This window comes from Paraburkholderia sp. TE9906 (assembly GCF_056279605.1).
The window spans coordinates 243843-257650 of sequence record NZ_JBWCCT010000005.1 but is presented as its reverse complement, the minus strand read 5'-3'; the positions used below and the strand labels follow the sequence as shown (position 1 = coordinate 257650).

Annotated in this window: 13 protein-coding genes; 4 read left to right on the top strand and 9 right to left on the bottom strand. The window is 65.6% G+C overall.

The genetic code is table 11. From position 1 onward, the window contains the following. Window positions 1-12 precede the first annotated feature (12 nt). The 4 genes from gnd to ACZ9H4_RS15210 all read right to left on the bottom strand — a co-directional run bounded on the left by gnd (window position 13) and on the right by ACZ9H4_RS15210 (window position 3946). Window positions 13-1053, bottom strand: a complete 1041-nt coding sequence (gnd, locus tag ACZ9H4_RS15225; protein ID WP_408153307.1) for a phosphogluconate dehydrogenase (NAD(+)-dependent, decarboxylating) — start codon at window positions 1051-1053, stop codon at window positions 13-15. A gap of 441 nt (window positions 1054-1494) precedes the next feature. Next, window positions 1495-2841 (bottom strand): sugar efflux transporter, encoded by a 1347-nt coding sequence (locus ACZ9H4_RS15220; RefSeq protein ID WP_408148094.1) that lies wholly within the window; start codon window positions 2839-2841, stop codon window positions 1495-1497. Between the two features lie 193 nt (window positions 2842-3034). Beyond that, window positions 3035-3493 carry a hypothetical protein gene (locus ACZ9H4_RS15215; RefSeq protein WP_408148096.1) on the bottom strand — a complete coding sequence of 153 codons (459 nt, stop codon included), beginning with the start codon at window positions 3491-3493 and terminating at the stop codon, window positions 3035-3037. Window positions 3494-3649: 156 nt separating this feature from the next. Further along, complete coding sequence (locus tag ACZ9H4_RS15210; RefSeq protein WP_408148098.1) at window positions 3650-3946, bottom strand: DUF2628 domain-containing protein; 297 nt, start codon at window positions 3944-3946, stop codon at window positions 3650-3652. Between the two features lie 250 nt (window positions 3947-4196). On the opposite strand from ACZ9H4_RS15210, the gene ACZ9H4_RS15205 reads away from it, so the two are divergent. Further along, window positions 4197-4517 (top strand): thioredoxin family protein, encoded by a 321-nt coding sequence (locus ACZ9H4_RS15205; protein ID WP_476119433.1) that lies wholly within the window; start codon window positions 4197-4199, stop codon window positions 4515-4517. A 153-nt stretch (window positions 4518-4670) separates the two neighbouring features. Next, entirely contained in the window at window positions 4671-5090 is a 420-nt protein-coding gene (locus ACZ9H4_RS15200) for a secondary thiamine-phosphate synthase enzyme YjbQ (protein ID WP_476119431.1), read from the top strand. A gap of 95 nt (window positions 5091-5185) precedes the next feature. Here the strand turns inward: ACZ9H4_RS15200 and ACZ9H4_RS15195 are convergent, their stop codons facing one another. The 3 genes from ACZ9H4_RS15195 to ACZ9H4_RS15185 form a co-directional block, all read right to left on the bottom strand. Further along, the gene (locus tag ACZ9H4_RS15195) at window positions 5186-6208 is read right to left on the bottom strand and encodes an alpha/beta hydrolase (protein ID WP_476119429.1); all 1023 of its coding nucleotides are present in this window, start codon (window positions 6206-6208) and stop codon (window positions 5186-5188) included. Between the two features lie 263 nt (window positions 6209-6471). Then, a complete protein-coding gene (locus ACZ9H4_RS15190) occupies window positions 6472-6747 on the bottom strand; it encodes a hypothetical protein (RefSeq protein WP_408148106.1) in 276 nt (91 codons plus the stop codon). A 145-nt stretch (window positions 6748-6892) separates the two neighbouring features. After that, window positions 6893-9037, bottom strand: coding sequence for a hybrid sensor histidine kinase/response regulator (locus ACZ9H4_RS15185; protein WP_408153303.1), 2145 nt, complete (start codon window positions 9035-9037; stop codon window positions 6893-6895). Window positions 9038-9373: 336 nt separating this feature from the next. Between ACZ9H4_RS15185 and ACZ9H4_RS15180 the strand changes: the two genes are divergently transcribed. Further along, window positions 9374-10975 carry an FAD-dependent oxidoreductase gene (locus tag ACZ9H4_RS15180; RefSeq protein WP_476119426.1) on the top strand — a complete coding sequence of 534 codons (1602 nt, stop codon included), beginning with the start codon at window positions 9374-9376 and terminating at the stop codon, window positions 10973-10975. A gap of 21 nt (window positions 10976-10996) precedes the next feature. Next, a complete protein-coding gene (locus ACZ9H4_RS15175) occupies window positions 10997-11179 on the top strand; it encodes a hypothetical protein (RefSeq protein ID WP_476119424.1) in 183 nt (60 codons plus the stop codon). Window positions 11180-11315: 136 nt separating this feature from the next. Here ACZ9H4_RS15175 and ACZ9H4_RS15170 read toward each other — a convergent pair whose 3' ends face one another. Together ACZ9H4_RS15170 and ACZ9H4_RS15165 are read right to left on the bottom strand one after the other, a co-directional pair. Next, window positions 11316-13340: an AI-2E family transporter gene (locus ACZ9H4_RS15170; protein WP_476119422.1), complete on the bottom strand. Its 2025-nt coding sequence runs from the start codon at window positions 13338-13340 to the stop codon at window positions 11316-11318. Between the two features lie 272 nt (window positions 13341-13612). Further along, a complete protein-coding gene (locus tag ACZ9H4_RS15165) occupies window positions 13613-13792 on the bottom strand; it encodes a DUF2934 domain-containing protein (protein ID WP_476119420.1) in 180 nt (59 codons plus the stop codon). Window positions 13793-13808 lie beyond the last annotated feature (16 nt).

Here is a 13808-nt window from a genome sequence, read left to right as displayed (position 1 = left end):
TGGGCGGCTCGCTCAGCCCTTTGGCGCACTGCCCGGCTCGGCCGTTTTTTCGACGTGGCCGCCGAAATCATGCCGCATTGCCGATAGCACGCGGTTCGCGAAGTCCGCTTCGCCGCGCGAACTGAAGCGCGCGAACAACGCCGCGCTCAGCACCGGCGTGGGCACGCCTTCGTCGATCGCGGCCGCCACCGTCCAACGGCCCTCACCCGAATCGGAAACGCGGCCGGTGTAGTTCTGCAGATCGGCGTCCGTGACGAGCGATCCCGCGATCAGGTCGAGCAGCCACGAACCGATCACGCTGCCGCGCCGCCAGACTTCGGTGACCTCGGCGAGATTCAGATCGTATTGGTACAGCTCGGGACGGCGCAGCGGCGAGGTTTCCGCGTCGGCTTCGCGCGCGTGCTTGCCGGCGTCGGCGTGGCGCAGAATGTTCAGGCCTTCGGCATAGGCGGCCATGATTCCGTATTCGATGCCGTTGTGGACCATCTTCACGAAGTGCCCCGCGCCTTGCGCTCCGCAATGCAGGAAGCCCTGGTCGGCGGTGCTCCCGCTCGTCGCGGTGCGGCCCGGCGTGGGCGGCGCCGCGGCGGCGCCCGGCGCGAGCGTCGCGAAAATCGGTTCGAGCCGCTTCACGACCTCTGGCTCGCCGCCGATCATCAGGCAGTAGCCACGCTCGCGGCCCGCGACGCCGCCGCTCGTGCCGACGTCCACATAGTGAAGCTGGCGTGCGCCGAGTTCGTTGGCGCGGCGGATGTCGTCGTGATAGTAGGAGTTGCCGCCGTCGATCACGACGTCGCCGGGTTCCAGCAAGGGCACGAGTTTTTCGAGCGTCGCGTCGACGACGGCGGCCGGCACCATCAGCCATACGGCGCGCGGCTTCTCGAGTTGCGCGACGAGGTCCTGCAGCGTCGCCGCGCCCGCCACGCCTTCCTGTTTCAGCCGGTCCACCGCCGCGGACTGCACATCGTAGGCGATGCATTGCTGACCACCTTTGGTCAGGCGTCGCACCATGTCGGCGCCCATGCGCCCTAATCCAATCATGCCTAGCTGCATATCTCGCTCCGGAAGGTGGCTCGTTGCGCTGCCCGATGGGGGTTCGGCGTGTTGCGGCGATGCGGGTGTTGCGCCGGTGTTATGCCGGCGGTGGCGCTGGTTGCTACTTCGTCGTTGCTTCGTTGTGCCCCGGTGATGAACTCAACGGTGAATTCGGTCGCTAATTCGGCAGTCGCCCTTTCAGCGGCGAGGCAGGCAGCATCGCGTGGCCCACGCAGACCACTTTAGCCGCGTCGATACACGAATGCCGGACACACCGTAGCCGTCCGGTTCATTCCTGCCTGCGCAGCGCGTGTCGCCGCGCGCGTCAAAAGACGATACGCCTCTTTGCAGAGGCGTGGCGTAACGTAAAGTTCCTGGCGTGTGTGTTATGCACGTATATATGCGCGCCGGACACGCATGCGGCTGCCTGTGTGCCGCGTCGCGTTCGCGAGCTTCGCCTCACTCGCCACGCCCCGTCACCTGTTGCCGCCGCTTCGCCCGCCGCTTCGCATACTGCTCGCGCGCGAAGCGCTTCACCGCACGCCACATCAACGGATAACGATACCCGGGCACCGCGAACAGCACCAGCGCGCACAGCGCCAGCAAGCCGCAGAACAGGAACGTGCCGCGATAGCTGAACGCCTGCACCAGCAGGCCCGACAACACGCCCGACAGAATCGAGCCGACCCGCGCCGCGTTGAAGAACAGCGCGGTGGCGCGCCCGGGCGAGTGCGGCATCAGATCCTGCACGTAGGTCATGCCGAGACACGAGGTGACGGCGACCACGAACGCATTGAGCATCTGCATCGGGATCAGCACGTTGACGTTGCCCGCCAGCGACATCCCGACGAAGTACACCGCATGCACCGCCGCGCACGCGGCCAGCCAGTTCGGCTTGTGCAGCGCCGACGACTTCGCGCCGAGCGCGAGCATCATCGGAATTTCCATCAGCGCGCCGAGGCCGAGCATCACCGATACGTCCAGATGCGAGCCGTTCAAGCCATGCACGATGTAGAGCGGCAGCACGATCATCGTCGCGTTCGCGGCGAGGCCGAGCAGCGTGAGCGCGGCGACCGCGCGGCTGATGTCGTTGGCCGACGCGACGCCGGGCAGGTCTTCGTGCGCGTCTTCGCCCGGCGCGGTCAGCGGCGGCACCGTGATCGACGCCGACGGCTCGGACGCGGTGTCCTCCACCGTGTGATCGCCCAGATGACCTTGCGGCTCGCGCATCCGCCAGACGATGAACGCGCAGGTCGCGAAGCTCGCGGCCGCGAACAGGAACAGTCCGTAGAAACTGGTGGCCGCGAGCACCAATGCGCCCACCGACGGCCCGAACACCCACGCCGCCGACAGGATGGTCCGCAACGTCGCGCTCGCGAACACGCGCTCGCCGGGGTCCGGCACCGGCAGCGCCGCACGGCTGAACGCGAACACCATCGAGATGGCCGAGCCGCCCGCGCCGATGAAGACGATGCCGACCAGCAGCAGCAGCCGGTAATCGCGCACGACGCACAGACACAGATAGCCGAGCGCAGCGGCCACCAGCGCCGCCAGCAGCAAGGGCCGATGCTGTCCGCTCTTATCGGTCCAACGGCCGGCGAGCGTGCTGGCGAGCACCCCGCTCGCGGCGATCAGCGTCATAAAGACGCCGAGCCTGAACGGTGTCATGCCGGCGCGCTCGACGCCGAACAGCGATAGATACGGAGCGGTGAACGACATCGCCACACCGAGCATGAGGGTGGCGGCGGCCAGCGGCTTGAAGCCAGGGATACGCAGCAGGTCGAAAAAACGCGAAGTTTTCAACACGAGGGCGGTGGGTCAGATGGAGCGAGCCGGGTCGGCACAACGTGCGCCGTAAGTTCGGGGCCGGAACGACCGGGGCATTATCGACCTAGCTCGCGGGCGCGTAAACCCGCGCCGCGCCGTCCCACATGCATGTTGCACCGCGTCGTTAGAACGATGGCGGCGCGTTGACGACCAACTGAATGCACGCTCGCCGCTACTTGCCGTCGGTTGCGCGCATTTGCTGCGCTTGCGTCTTGTAGTCGTAGGTCGGATAAAACTCGGTGTGATAGCCACCCCACGCGGTCGACTCGATCGCGCGGTTGACTTCGCGCAGCCGGCTCGCGGGCACGCGCAGCGTGACCACCTGGCCGATGCCCATCATCACGTACCACGACACGACTTCGATGCCGGGCGGCGGAAAGGTCTTGAAGAAGCCTTGCGCGCGAAGCTGGTCGTTGATCTTCGGCAGCGGTTTGGATTCGTCGTGGCGCAGGAAGATGGTGAGCAGGAAGGTGTCGTCGGCGGCGGGTGCGGCGGCGGGTGTCGATGGCGCGGCCGAGGTGCCCGGGGCCTTCGCTATGGCCGGTGTGTCAGGTGCGCCGGCCGCGGGCGCAGCGGTGGACTGCGCACCGCACGCGAGCGGCGCGACGGCGAGCGACGCCGCCAGTGCCATGCACAGCGCGTCCCGGCGAAACCGCCTCGCGTTTCCGATCGACCTGCTTACGGCGGCTGAAAATGCAAAGTGCATGAAGAACCTCCCTTAGGTAATCCGATTGAAATCCTTTCGACGATCCGCTGCGCAACGCGAAGTCATCGCCCCTTCGCCGCCTCAGAGCACGACGTAGCCGCGCTTCTCAAGCGTCCAGCGATGCCACCGATTCCCATAAGCGCCACAGGCGACGCCGAACAGAATCGACAGCACGAGTCCGATCAGGTCGGCCGTTTCGCCCCACAGGCCCATGCCGAACAGGATCAGACTGACCCCCAGCATGACGAAGGCGGCAAACCACATCTTCTTCGACAACGCCCAGATGAAACCCAGCAGACACGCGCCCCAACTGAAGCCGGTCGCCACCGCGACGGTGTCGTCCGTGGCCGGATGTTGCAGATAGATCCTTGCTCCCATTTCCCTTTCCAAACGCGATGACTCGCCGCCTCGTGACGGCGCAGGGAAGATGTTTAACACGTCAACGCGCCACGCATGTGAATTGGCGTGAAAACCGCGCGAGCGCGCAGGCCGTCGCGGCGCGTGCGCGGCAAGCCGGCGTCGATGACGATCCGAGGCATTGCTGCTACTCTTGGCGAATCCCCGCGCGGGGACCGCGGCGCCGGGCAAAGTCCCTGCACTGAACGGCCTGAACAGCATCGGAGCACGCATGGCAACCCAGACAGCCTATTCATCCAAAGCCCTTTCGCGCGCCGAACTCAACGCGCTGCCGGGCGTCACCGTCGTCGAATTCGGCACCGACTGGTGCGGTTACTGCCAGGGAGCACAGCCGTCGATCGTCAAGGCGCTGGCGCCGCATGCCGGCCTCCGGCATCTGAAAATCGAAGATGGTCCCGGACGGCCGCTCGGCCGCTCGTTCAAGGTCAAGCTGTGGCCGACGCTGGTGGTCATGCGTGACGGCGCTGAAGTCGCGCGCGTGGTTCGGCCAACCGGCGCCGCGGAAATCGAGCATGCCTTGACGTCGATCTGAAGCTGCGGGCAACGCGTGATGGTCGATCGAGTTTGAGTTCGCGTCCGCTTTTCTGATTCACGTATCTTCTGATTCACGCGCCGCTTCCCCGCATCGAAGCCGGAGCGCCTCAAGCGCTTCGCGCCGCCACACGAACCCCCTCGATTACCCATCATGCGACAGGCAATCCATCATCTGAGCATCAAGGCCCGCACGTGCGGTCTCACCGAGTTCACCGACGAAGCGCGCCGCTTTGTCTCCGGCACGGGCATCGACACCGGCCTGCTGACGCTGTTTTGCCGCCATACGTCAGCGTCGCTGCTGATTCAGGAGAATGCCGACCCCTCGGTGCAGCGCGATCTGGAACGCTATTTCGCGAGCCTCGCGCCCGAGGATGCCGAGCGTTACGAACACGACGCCGAAGGCCTCGACGACATGCCGGCCCATCTGCGCACGGCGCTCACCCAGGTGCAGTTGTCGGTGCCGGTCGAGCATGGGCGCATGGTGCTCGGCACATGGCAAGGGTTATATCTGTTCGAACATCGCCGGCAGACGCAGCATCGTGATGTCGTGCTGCATCTGATGGGTGAGTGAACACCGGGTGAACCGCCAACCGAAGCGATCGAATGCGATCTCTGGCAATTCGTGGCGCTCGCGACTCGCCGCGTGAAAGCCGGAACTCCGTGCTTCTAGATCGGCGCCCCACCAAACGCTTGTCGCTGCATCAGTGACACGAACGCCTGCGCGTCGCGCGCCGCCTGCACCACCGCCGCCATGCCGAAGAACTCATGCGTCGCGCCGCGATAGTTGCGGTGCTCGACCGCCACGCCCGCGCTGTGCAGTTTCTGCGCGAGCTTCTCGCCATCGGAGCGCAGCGGATCGATGCCCGCGGTCACGATCGCCGTCGGCGGCAGGCCCGACAGATTGGCGCTGACCACATCGATCAGCGGACTCGTCAGATCGCCCTCGCTGTTGATCACGTTATGCACGAACCACAGCATCATCGGCTTGTTCAGCGGCCTCGCGTTGCGATTCTCCTCGTAGGAGATCGACACGATGTTGTTGCTCGCCACCGGATAGATCAGCGCCTGATGAAGCGGCATGCGCGTGCCCGCTTCGCGCGCGCGGATCGACACGTTGATCGCCAGATTGCCGCCCGCGCTCTCGCCCATCACCGCGATCCTGTCCGGCTCGCCGCCGAGACTCGCCGCGTTGCCGACCAGCCAGCGCCACGCGGCGAACGCATCGTCATGCGCGGCCGGCAAGCGGTGCTCGGGCGCCTGGCGATAATGCGCGGACACGACGATGGCCTTGCTTTGCGCGGCCATCGCGCGCGGCGTGGCGTCGTAGGTATCGAGATCGCCGATCACCCAGCCGCCGCCGTGAAAATAGAGGATCACCGGAAACGGTCCCTCGCCTTGCGGCGTATACACGCGCGCCGGATTCGTGCCGGGCGCGCCGGGAATCTCGATGTCCGTCGTGCGCACCGCCTCCAGTTCCAGCGGCGGCCTCGCGCTATACGTAGGATCGCTCATCAGTTTGCGGACGGCGTCGGCGGGCGTGGGCTGCTGTCTTGCTTCATCGACCGAACACTCTTCGATCGGTTTCGGCTTCAGGCCCTTGAGCGCGTCGAGCACTGCTTTCATGTCGGGATCGGCGTGGCCCGTGGGGTCCAGCCCGACCATACCTTTGATGGTGTCGCCGAGTGTCATGGAAAAGCTCCTGAGGGATGAACGCACGATCCCATCGGAGGCTTTGAAGGCTGCGCTCGACGCCGTGCATGCGATCGATTTCAGCAAGCGCTATACCCGTCGACCCGTCGATACATGTCGCAGCGGTGCGGCAACGAGTGGTCCGTCAGACCCGGCACCCCGCAAGCAACGAGCAAAGGCGAAGAACGCCTCGCACCACGAGCAACGATCAGCCGCAACCGAGCGTCGTGCCACAGGTAAGCGTCTTCGCCGCGCCGCCGGTTTTACTGCCCCTTCGTGTCACTGCTGGCATTCGCGCCCGGCATGTTGGTCGAGTCGGTCGCCGGTTTGGTGGTCTTCGAATGCTTCATCTGATGCTTCTTCGAATGCGTGGTGCTGCCGGGCGCCTGCGTGTCGCCGCCCTCGCGCGTGGTGCCTGCCGTAGTGCCGCCGCTCGGGTCGTTGCCCGCCGGGCCGCCGCCACCGCCGCCTGCCTGGGCCATCGCGAGAGAGGAAGCGGCGAGCATCGTCGAAACGAGCAGTGCGTGTCTGATCTTCATGACTGTTCTCCTGTGCGGAAAGTAAGTGGGCCGCGCCGGTTGCGCCAACCGGATACGCAGACCTCGCCTGCTTTTCAGCAAGGGCTATGCCGCAAGTCATGAGTCGTTTCGAACCTGCCGCGAGCGGCGCGGCGCGCGCGGGGGCTTACGGTTCGCAAGCCACCAGCGCGTGCAGTTCGTCGATATTGAACGGCTTGGCGAGAATCGCCACGCCAAGGCGGCGTGCGCGTTCGAGTTCGTCGGCGTAGCCGGTCATCAGCGCGATCTTCTGCGACGGCCACGCGCTGCGGACTTTTTCCGCGAGATCGATGCCGTTCAGTTTGCCCGGCATCTGGATATCGGAGAGCACGAGTTCGAAGCGCGCACCGCCGCTCAGCACATCGAGCGCCTGGTCGGCGGTCGGCTCATGGCGCACCTCGCAGCCGAAGGTCTCCAGCACCGCCGTCACGCCGGCCGCCACGTCTTCGTTGTCTTCCACCAGCAACACGACGCCGGACGGCGTCTGCGCCGGCTGCTGCAGCAGCTCGTCCGCCGTCGCCTTGCGCTCGCGATGACGCGGCAGATAAAGCCGGACCGTGGTGCCGCTGCCCGGCACGCTGTCGATCTTCGCGGTGCCGCCCGCCTGCTCGCACATCGAGAGCACCTGCGCGAGACCGAGCCCGGTGCCCGAACCGTGCAGCTTGGTGGTGAAAAGCGGCTCGAATGCGCGGCGCACGACGGCTTCGGGCATGCCCTCGCCGTCGTCGGAACAGGCGATCAGCACGTATTCGCCATCGGGCAGCAAGGTATCGCTGCCGACCAGCCGGTTGTTCTGGCAACGAATCACGAAGCGGCCGCCGCGCGGCATCGCATCTCGCGCGTTGACGGCCAGGTTCACGATCGCGAATTCGAGGTCGGTCGGATCGGCCAGCACCGGCCACACGTTATCGACCATCTTCAGCGCGAACTCGACGGTGTCGCCGAGCGCCGCGTCGATCAGCGGCGCAGCGGCAGGCAGCCAGCGCGCGAGGTCGACCGCCTCCTGTTTGAGCGGCTGCTTGCGCGCGACGCTCAGCAGGCGCCGCGTCAGCGCTTCGGCGGTGGTGGTGGCGCGCTCCACCGCGAGCACCTCTTTTTCGAGGTTGTTGTAGTGTTTGAGCCGCGCAAGCTCCGTGTTCGCGGAGACCACCATCAGCAGGTTGTTGAAGTCGTGCGCGACGTTGGCGACCAGATTGCCGAGCGCACCCATGCGTTGCAGTTGACGGCTCGACGCCTCGGCGGACAGGCGCATCGCCACTTCGCCTTGCCAACGTTCCCACGCGCGGCGCTCGCCGGCGAGTTGCCGCAGCGAATGGAACACCAGCAGCCAGATCGCGAGGCAAGGCACGGCCGTCAGCGCTGCGATCAGCGCGAAATGCCGGCGCCAGGCGCTCGCGATCGACGAGGTTGCATAAGCGCTCACCACATAGAGCGGATAGTCGCCCACGCGGCGAAACGCGAGCAGCCGCTCGACGCCATCCACGGTCGAAGTCAAACGGACGTGTCCGAACAGCTGCTTGTCGCGCAGCGCCGCGGTGAACGCGCTGCGCGAGGTCGGCTTCGCGCCCGCCGGCCACGGTGGATAGCGCACCAGCAGACTGCCGTCCTGGCGATACAGAGCCAGCACGAGCGACGGATCGCCCTCGGTCAGTTCGCGATAGAAGCGCGAGAAGTACTCGTTGCGCAGCGCCACCGACACCGCGCCGATGAACTGCCCGTCCGCGCCCGAGCGGCCGATCATCGTGGTGAACACATTAGTCTTCGACAACGGACCGAACATCGGCATCGAGAAATACGGCTGCGGACGCATCGCTCTCGCGGCCATGAAGTCTTCGCGCTGACTGATCGACATCGCCGGCGCCGGATACGCGAGGCTCGACACCAGCAGGTCGCCCTGCGCGCCGAGCAGATAGATCGACGACACCTGCGGAAAGTCGCTGCCGACTTCGCGCAGGCGTTCGTGCAATTCGGCTTCGCGCGCACGGATCTGCGCGTCGTCCGCGCTGCCCAGCAATTCGACGACACGCGAAGCCATCTGCCGGTTCAGGTCCATCACCTTGACGGCCTGCTCTTCGGTCACGCGCGCGAGCCGGTCGATCATATCGTTCGAATCGGCAACGCGGCGCTGGTAGTCGAAGTAGCCGTAACCCACGAGGCAGGCAAGCGGAAACACAATCGAAACGGCTAGCACGATCAGCAGCATGCGCCGCGTCGCCGCGAAATTGCGTGACGGCATCGGGAAATCGACTGCAACACGTTCCACACGCTGCACGGCACGATCTCCATGAAAATTTGAAAACAGTCAGAAAACATCATGCCCATGCGCGTCGTACAGGCGGTTTTGCACGCGCTGGACCGCGCACGTGCTCGAGCGCTATGTCCCCTTGTCTGGAATTTACAGCACTTCCACGGTTCTTCCAAAGCGTGTTGAAGGCGCAGCCGGCGTCGTTGCATGAGCGCCCCGCAGGCACATGGATTGCTGAACCGCATGCATCCCACGCATTCGAGGGTCTATTGCGGCACGGCGGGGCAACTCGCCCACCTTCGCCCCGCATGCAGACACTCGATGCCAGCACGTGGGCCCAACCCGTTGCGCGAGAGACCGACCATGTCCACGACTGCCCGCCATGTCGCCCAGTTATCGCAATTGCGCGCGGACCACGCCGAGCGCGTCGTGGTGGATGGCGAGGCCATCCTGCTGGTGCGCGACGGCGACACGGTTCACGCGTACGCCGCCGATTGCCCGCACGCGGGCGGCCCGCTCGAAGAAGGCGCGCTTTGCAACGGGCGGATCATCTGTCCGTGGCACAAGGCGAGCTTCGACGCGGCCACCGGCAGCTTGCTCGAACCGCCCGCGCTCGTCGCGCTCGATCGTTATCCGGTCGCGGTGAGCGGCGACGACGTGATGGTCACGCCGCACAAACTCTCGCAACCGGTACGGCGCGCCGCCGCGCGCGAGCCGCATTACGTCGTGATCGGCGCGGGGGCGGCGGGAGCCGCAGCGTGCGCTGCATTGCGCGAATGCGGCTTCGACGGCCGCATTACGCTGATCGGCGACGAGTCGCATGCGCCCTACGATCGCACCGTGCTGAGCAAGTTCGTACCTTCTTCCGAGATGGCGCCCGCCGATGTACCGCCGCTTCTCGCACCCGACTGGCTGGAGCAGCACGGCATCGAACGGATCGTCGCCAGGGTTGCGCGGCTCGACGTGCCGGGGCGCATGATCCACTTCGAAACCGGCGGATCGCTCGCCTACGACACCGCATTGCTCGCCACCGGCAGCGTACCGACGCTGCCTGCGATTCCCGGTTGTGAACTGGGCGGCGTGCACGTGCTGCGCAATCTCGACGACGCCGCCGCATTGATCGACGCGCTCGGCGACGACGCGCAACCCACCCAGGTGGCGATCCTCGGCAGTAGTTTCATCGGCCTCGAGACGGCGTCCGCGCTGCGCAAGCGCGGCACGCAAGTCACCGTGATTTCGCCCGACAAGGTGCCGTTCGCGAAACAGTTCGGCGAGCGCGCGGGCGCGATGTTCCGCGCATTGCACGAAAACAATGGCGTGGTGTTTCATCTGGACGCGAAGGTCGTGTCGCTCGAAGGCGATGAAGGCAATGTGCATCAGGTGATGCTCGAAAGCGGCGAGCACGTCGCCGCCGACGTGGTGTTGCTGGGGACAGGCGTCTCACCAGCCACCGGCTTTGTCGAAGGCTTGCCGTTGCAGAAGGATGGCGGCGTGATCGTCAACGCGGGCATGCAGGCCGCGCCGGGTCTCTATGCGGCAGGCGATATCGCGGTCTTTTCGTTGCACGAGAATCAGGAGCCGTTGCGTGTCGAACACTGGCGCGTCGCGCAACAGCATGCGCGGATCGCCGCCAGGAACATGTGCGGCGCGCGCAAGCGCTATACCGGCGTGCCCTATTTCTGGACCTATCACTACGGCAAGCGCTTCGAATATCTTGGCCATGCGAACGAGTGGGATGAAATCCTCGTCGATGGCGAACTGGAGCATCAGCAATTCGTCGCGTTGTATCTGAAAGACGGCAAGCTGGCCGCCGTGCTCGCGTGCGAACGTGAAGCGCTCACCGCGCGTTTGATCGACGCGATGGGGCAGGAGCTGTCGCGTGACGCAGCGCTCGCGATGATCGCGGCGGAGCACCGGTCGCGCGTCGATGACCGCGATGCCGCGCCACTTGCGGCATCGGATTGATTACCTGAAGGAGAAGCCGCTATGACAGCACATAAGGAAAAGCACCCGCACGCCGACAAGAGCGAAAAGCAGATCGACAAGGAGGTCGAGGACAGCTTTCCCGCCAGCGATCCGCCGTCCACCGGCGGCACCACCAGGATCGTTCCCGACAAGGAGGCGGCTGCGAAGGACAAGTCGTCGGGTGGCAAACCAGCGCGCCATTGAAGCGTTGCGCGTCGGACTCGACGTAGCGCGTCGTCACTGCCCGCCGCCCTTGCGTCGGCGGGCATTTTTTTGCGCTTATGCATGTGCGGTTTGATTTACCCATGTCCAGGCCGGGCGCGGCGAGCGCACCAGGCCGTCAACCGTCTGCCATCACCACCTCCTCTTCCACCACCTTCGCCGCATCGATCCGCCGGCAAGCCGCCAGCACTTCCTGCAACGATGTCGCATAACTCGCCGCGCCTATCGCGCTCTGCAGATCGGCGCTCCACTTCTCCGTGTCCTCTGCCGCCCACAAGCCGACCACGATCGACGCCTTCGGCAAGCGCGCGCGAATGCGCCTGACCAGATAGCGCAAATGCGAAGGAATGCCATCGATCTGCAAATAGAAAATGCAGACGATCCCCACATCGTCCGCGTCGAGCGTGTCGATCGACGCACGCGATGCGGCCTCGTGCGGCAGCGAGCGGGCCGCAAACCCATGCTTGCCCAGCAACTGCAACAGGATCGTCGTTGCCAGCGAATCGAGCGGCCCGCGTCCGGGAATGCATAAGACGCGGCTATTGACGGCGTGAAATGCCGCGGGAGGCTCGTTCGCGGCGCCGCTGTCCGGCATCGTTCGCGCCGTCCCCACCGGGGCAAGCGTGCGCTGCAGTTCGAGCTTCGGCTGCGCCTCCATATCCGAGGGCGCCATCGGCCCCACCGCGCTCCAGTTGTCCTCCACCGCGAGCGGCACCGGCTCGCGGTCCTCGTAGCCGTCCAGACCGTCGACCAGATCGTTGATCGTCGCTTCGATCCGCGCCAATTGCGGTGCTGTGACGCTGCCGCGCATCACGTCGTTCGCCGCGAGCTGCAGGCCCTTGATCGCCACGTCGTCGTAATACGACGACAACGAGCAGTCGCGCAACAACGCCTCGGCTTGCTCGACCGCTTCGTCCGGGTCGCCGGCCAGCGCCCGTTGGTAGAAGTTTTCGACGGGCGTGAGCGCCGGCTGGTCGCCGAGCAATACGTCGAGAAACTCCAGGCGCCGGACATGCCGGCCGAGCACGAGCAGACACAAGGTCAACGGCGTCGACAGGATCAGCCCTATTGGCCCCCAGATCCAGCTCCAGAAAATCGCCGCCACCACCACCGAAAACGGCGAGAGTCCCGTGCTGCGTCCGTAGAGCAGCGGCTCGACCACCTGCCCCACCAGCAACTCCACCGTGACGAACAACGCCAGCGACCAGATTGCCATCGCCCAGCCAGGACTCACGGCGGCGGCGAGTGCGGTCGCGAGCGTGGCCGAAATCCAGATGCCGACGTACGGCACGAGCCGCAACAACGCAGCGAGAATGCCCCACAGAATCGGACTCGGCACGCCGATCAGAAACAGCCCGCTGCCGATCACGAGGCCCACGCCCGCGTTCAGCCCGAGTTGCGACACGAAGTACCGGCTCAGGCGCCGCGCGGCCTCGTCCATTACCGTGGTCGTGCGGTGCAGGTCGCGCGAGCCGAACAGACGGATCGCGCGATCGCGCAGATCATCGCGTTGCAGCAGGATGACCACCATCACGACGAATACGATGAACGCGGTTTCGAGCGGACTGATGGCCGGCGACAGCACGCGCCGTGCGAGTTCGAATGGGGTCGGCACCGGCTCACGCACTTCGACGGGCACGGCGGCCGGTGCATGAGCGCCGGAGGCGGCCACCGCGCCGCGCGGCGCAGCGGCCTGCGGCGGCTCGACGGTCGCGCGCTGCAAAGCCTGACCGGCCGCGCCGGCGATACGGTCCAGCTTGCCGATCGTCACGCTATGCACCGTTTCCATCTTGCGTTCGATGGTGGCCTGATAGCGCGGCATGCCGGCGGCCAGATCGGTCAATTGCGTGGCGATCACGGCGGCGAGCATCGCGATGACCGACACCGACATGACGACGGCCGCAAACACGGACGCGACATGCCCGAGCTTCAACCGGGCCAGTGAATCGACGAGAGGCGCCACGAGAAAGCTGAGCAGAATCGCGAGCGTGATCGGAATCAGCACGGCGCTCGCGAAGTACAGGCACGCGACCACGGTGACGCCGACACCGAGCGCGACCAGTCCGTCGATGCCGAATGCGGCGGCCGGCGCCTGAATGCGCGTGGCGGGTCTTGCGCCGCGCGGGTCGGGTATGTCCTTCATGTCGCGGATCTGTCCGGTTGCGTGGGATCGTCGATAAGGTCAGGAGTTCTCAAACGCACGCCGATGGCTTCGCGGCGTGCAGGGCGCGGGAGCATCGGCGTGACGATTCACTACTGCACTTCGGCGCTTCGTCGGCTGGTTCAATGCCGGTCGTTTCGTGTTTCATGACTTGCGCGCAATACCTGAAGCGAGCACGTAGCGCTGTTACCGCTTACCTCCCCACGTCCAGTTTTACGCGCCGCATCGTCCCGCTGTCCCGCCCGTCAGATGCCTTAGCGTGCGGGGTCTTCGGCAATGGGCCCGCTTTCGATCGGCGGCGCTTCCTTCTCTATCTCGGCGCGTGCCTGAGCCCAATACTCGTCGGGCGTGCCCTTGGGGTCCGTAGCCTGTTGCCACAGATAGTAGGCGCGCGTGCGAATCTGTTCCTCTTGAGCGGTTGTTTCGTGTTCCATTTGATCACCCCTGGTT

Bases quoted from the DNA above. Each gene is read 5' to 3' on its own strand.
- gnd (WP_408153307.1), bottom strand. From the start codon at position 1,053: ATGCAGCTAGGCATGATTGGATTAGGGCGCATGGGCGCCGACATGGTG.
- ACZ9H4_RS15215 (WP_408148096.1), bottom strand. From the start codon at position 3,493: ATGGCACTGGCGGCGTCGCTCGCCGTCGCGCCGCTCGCGTGCGGTGCG.
- ACZ9H4_RS15210 (WP_408148098.1), bottom strand. From the start codon at position 3,946: ATGGGAGCAAGGATCTATCTGCAACATCCGGCCACGGACGACACCGTC.
- ACZ9H4_RS15205 (WP_476119433.1), top strand. From the start codon at position 4,197: ATGGCAACCCAGACAGCCTATTCATCCAAAGCCCTTTCGCGCGCCGAA.
- ACZ9H4_RS15200 (WP_476119431.1), top strand. From the start codon at position 4,671: ATGCGACAGGCAATCCATCATCTGAGCATCAAGGCCCGCACGTGCGGT.
- ACZ9H4_RS15195 (WP_476119429.1), bottom strand. From the start codon at position 6,208: ATGACACTCGGCGACACCATCAAAGGTATGGTCGGGCTGGACCCCACG.
- ACZ9H4_RS15190 (WP_408148106.1), bottom strand. From the start codon at position 6,747: ATGAAGATCAGACACGCACTGCTCGTTTCGACGATGCTCGCCGCTTCC.
- ACZ9H4_RS15180 (WP_476119426.1), top strand. From the start codon at position 9,374: ATGTCCACGACTGCCCGCCATGTCGCCCAGTTATCGCAATTGCGCGCG.
- ACZ9H4_RS15175 (WP_476119424.1), top strand. From the start codon at position 10,997: ATGACAGCACATAAGGAAAAGCACCCGCACGCCGACAAGAGCGAAAAG.
- ACZ9H4_RS15170 (WP_476119422.1), bottom strand. From the start codon at position 13,340: ATGAAGGACATACCCGACCCGCGCGGCGCAAGACCCGCCACGCGCATT.
- ACZ9H4_RS15165 (WP_476119420.1), bottom strand. From the start codon at position 13,792: ATGGAACACGAAACAACCGCTCAAGAGGAACAGATTCGCACGCGCGCC.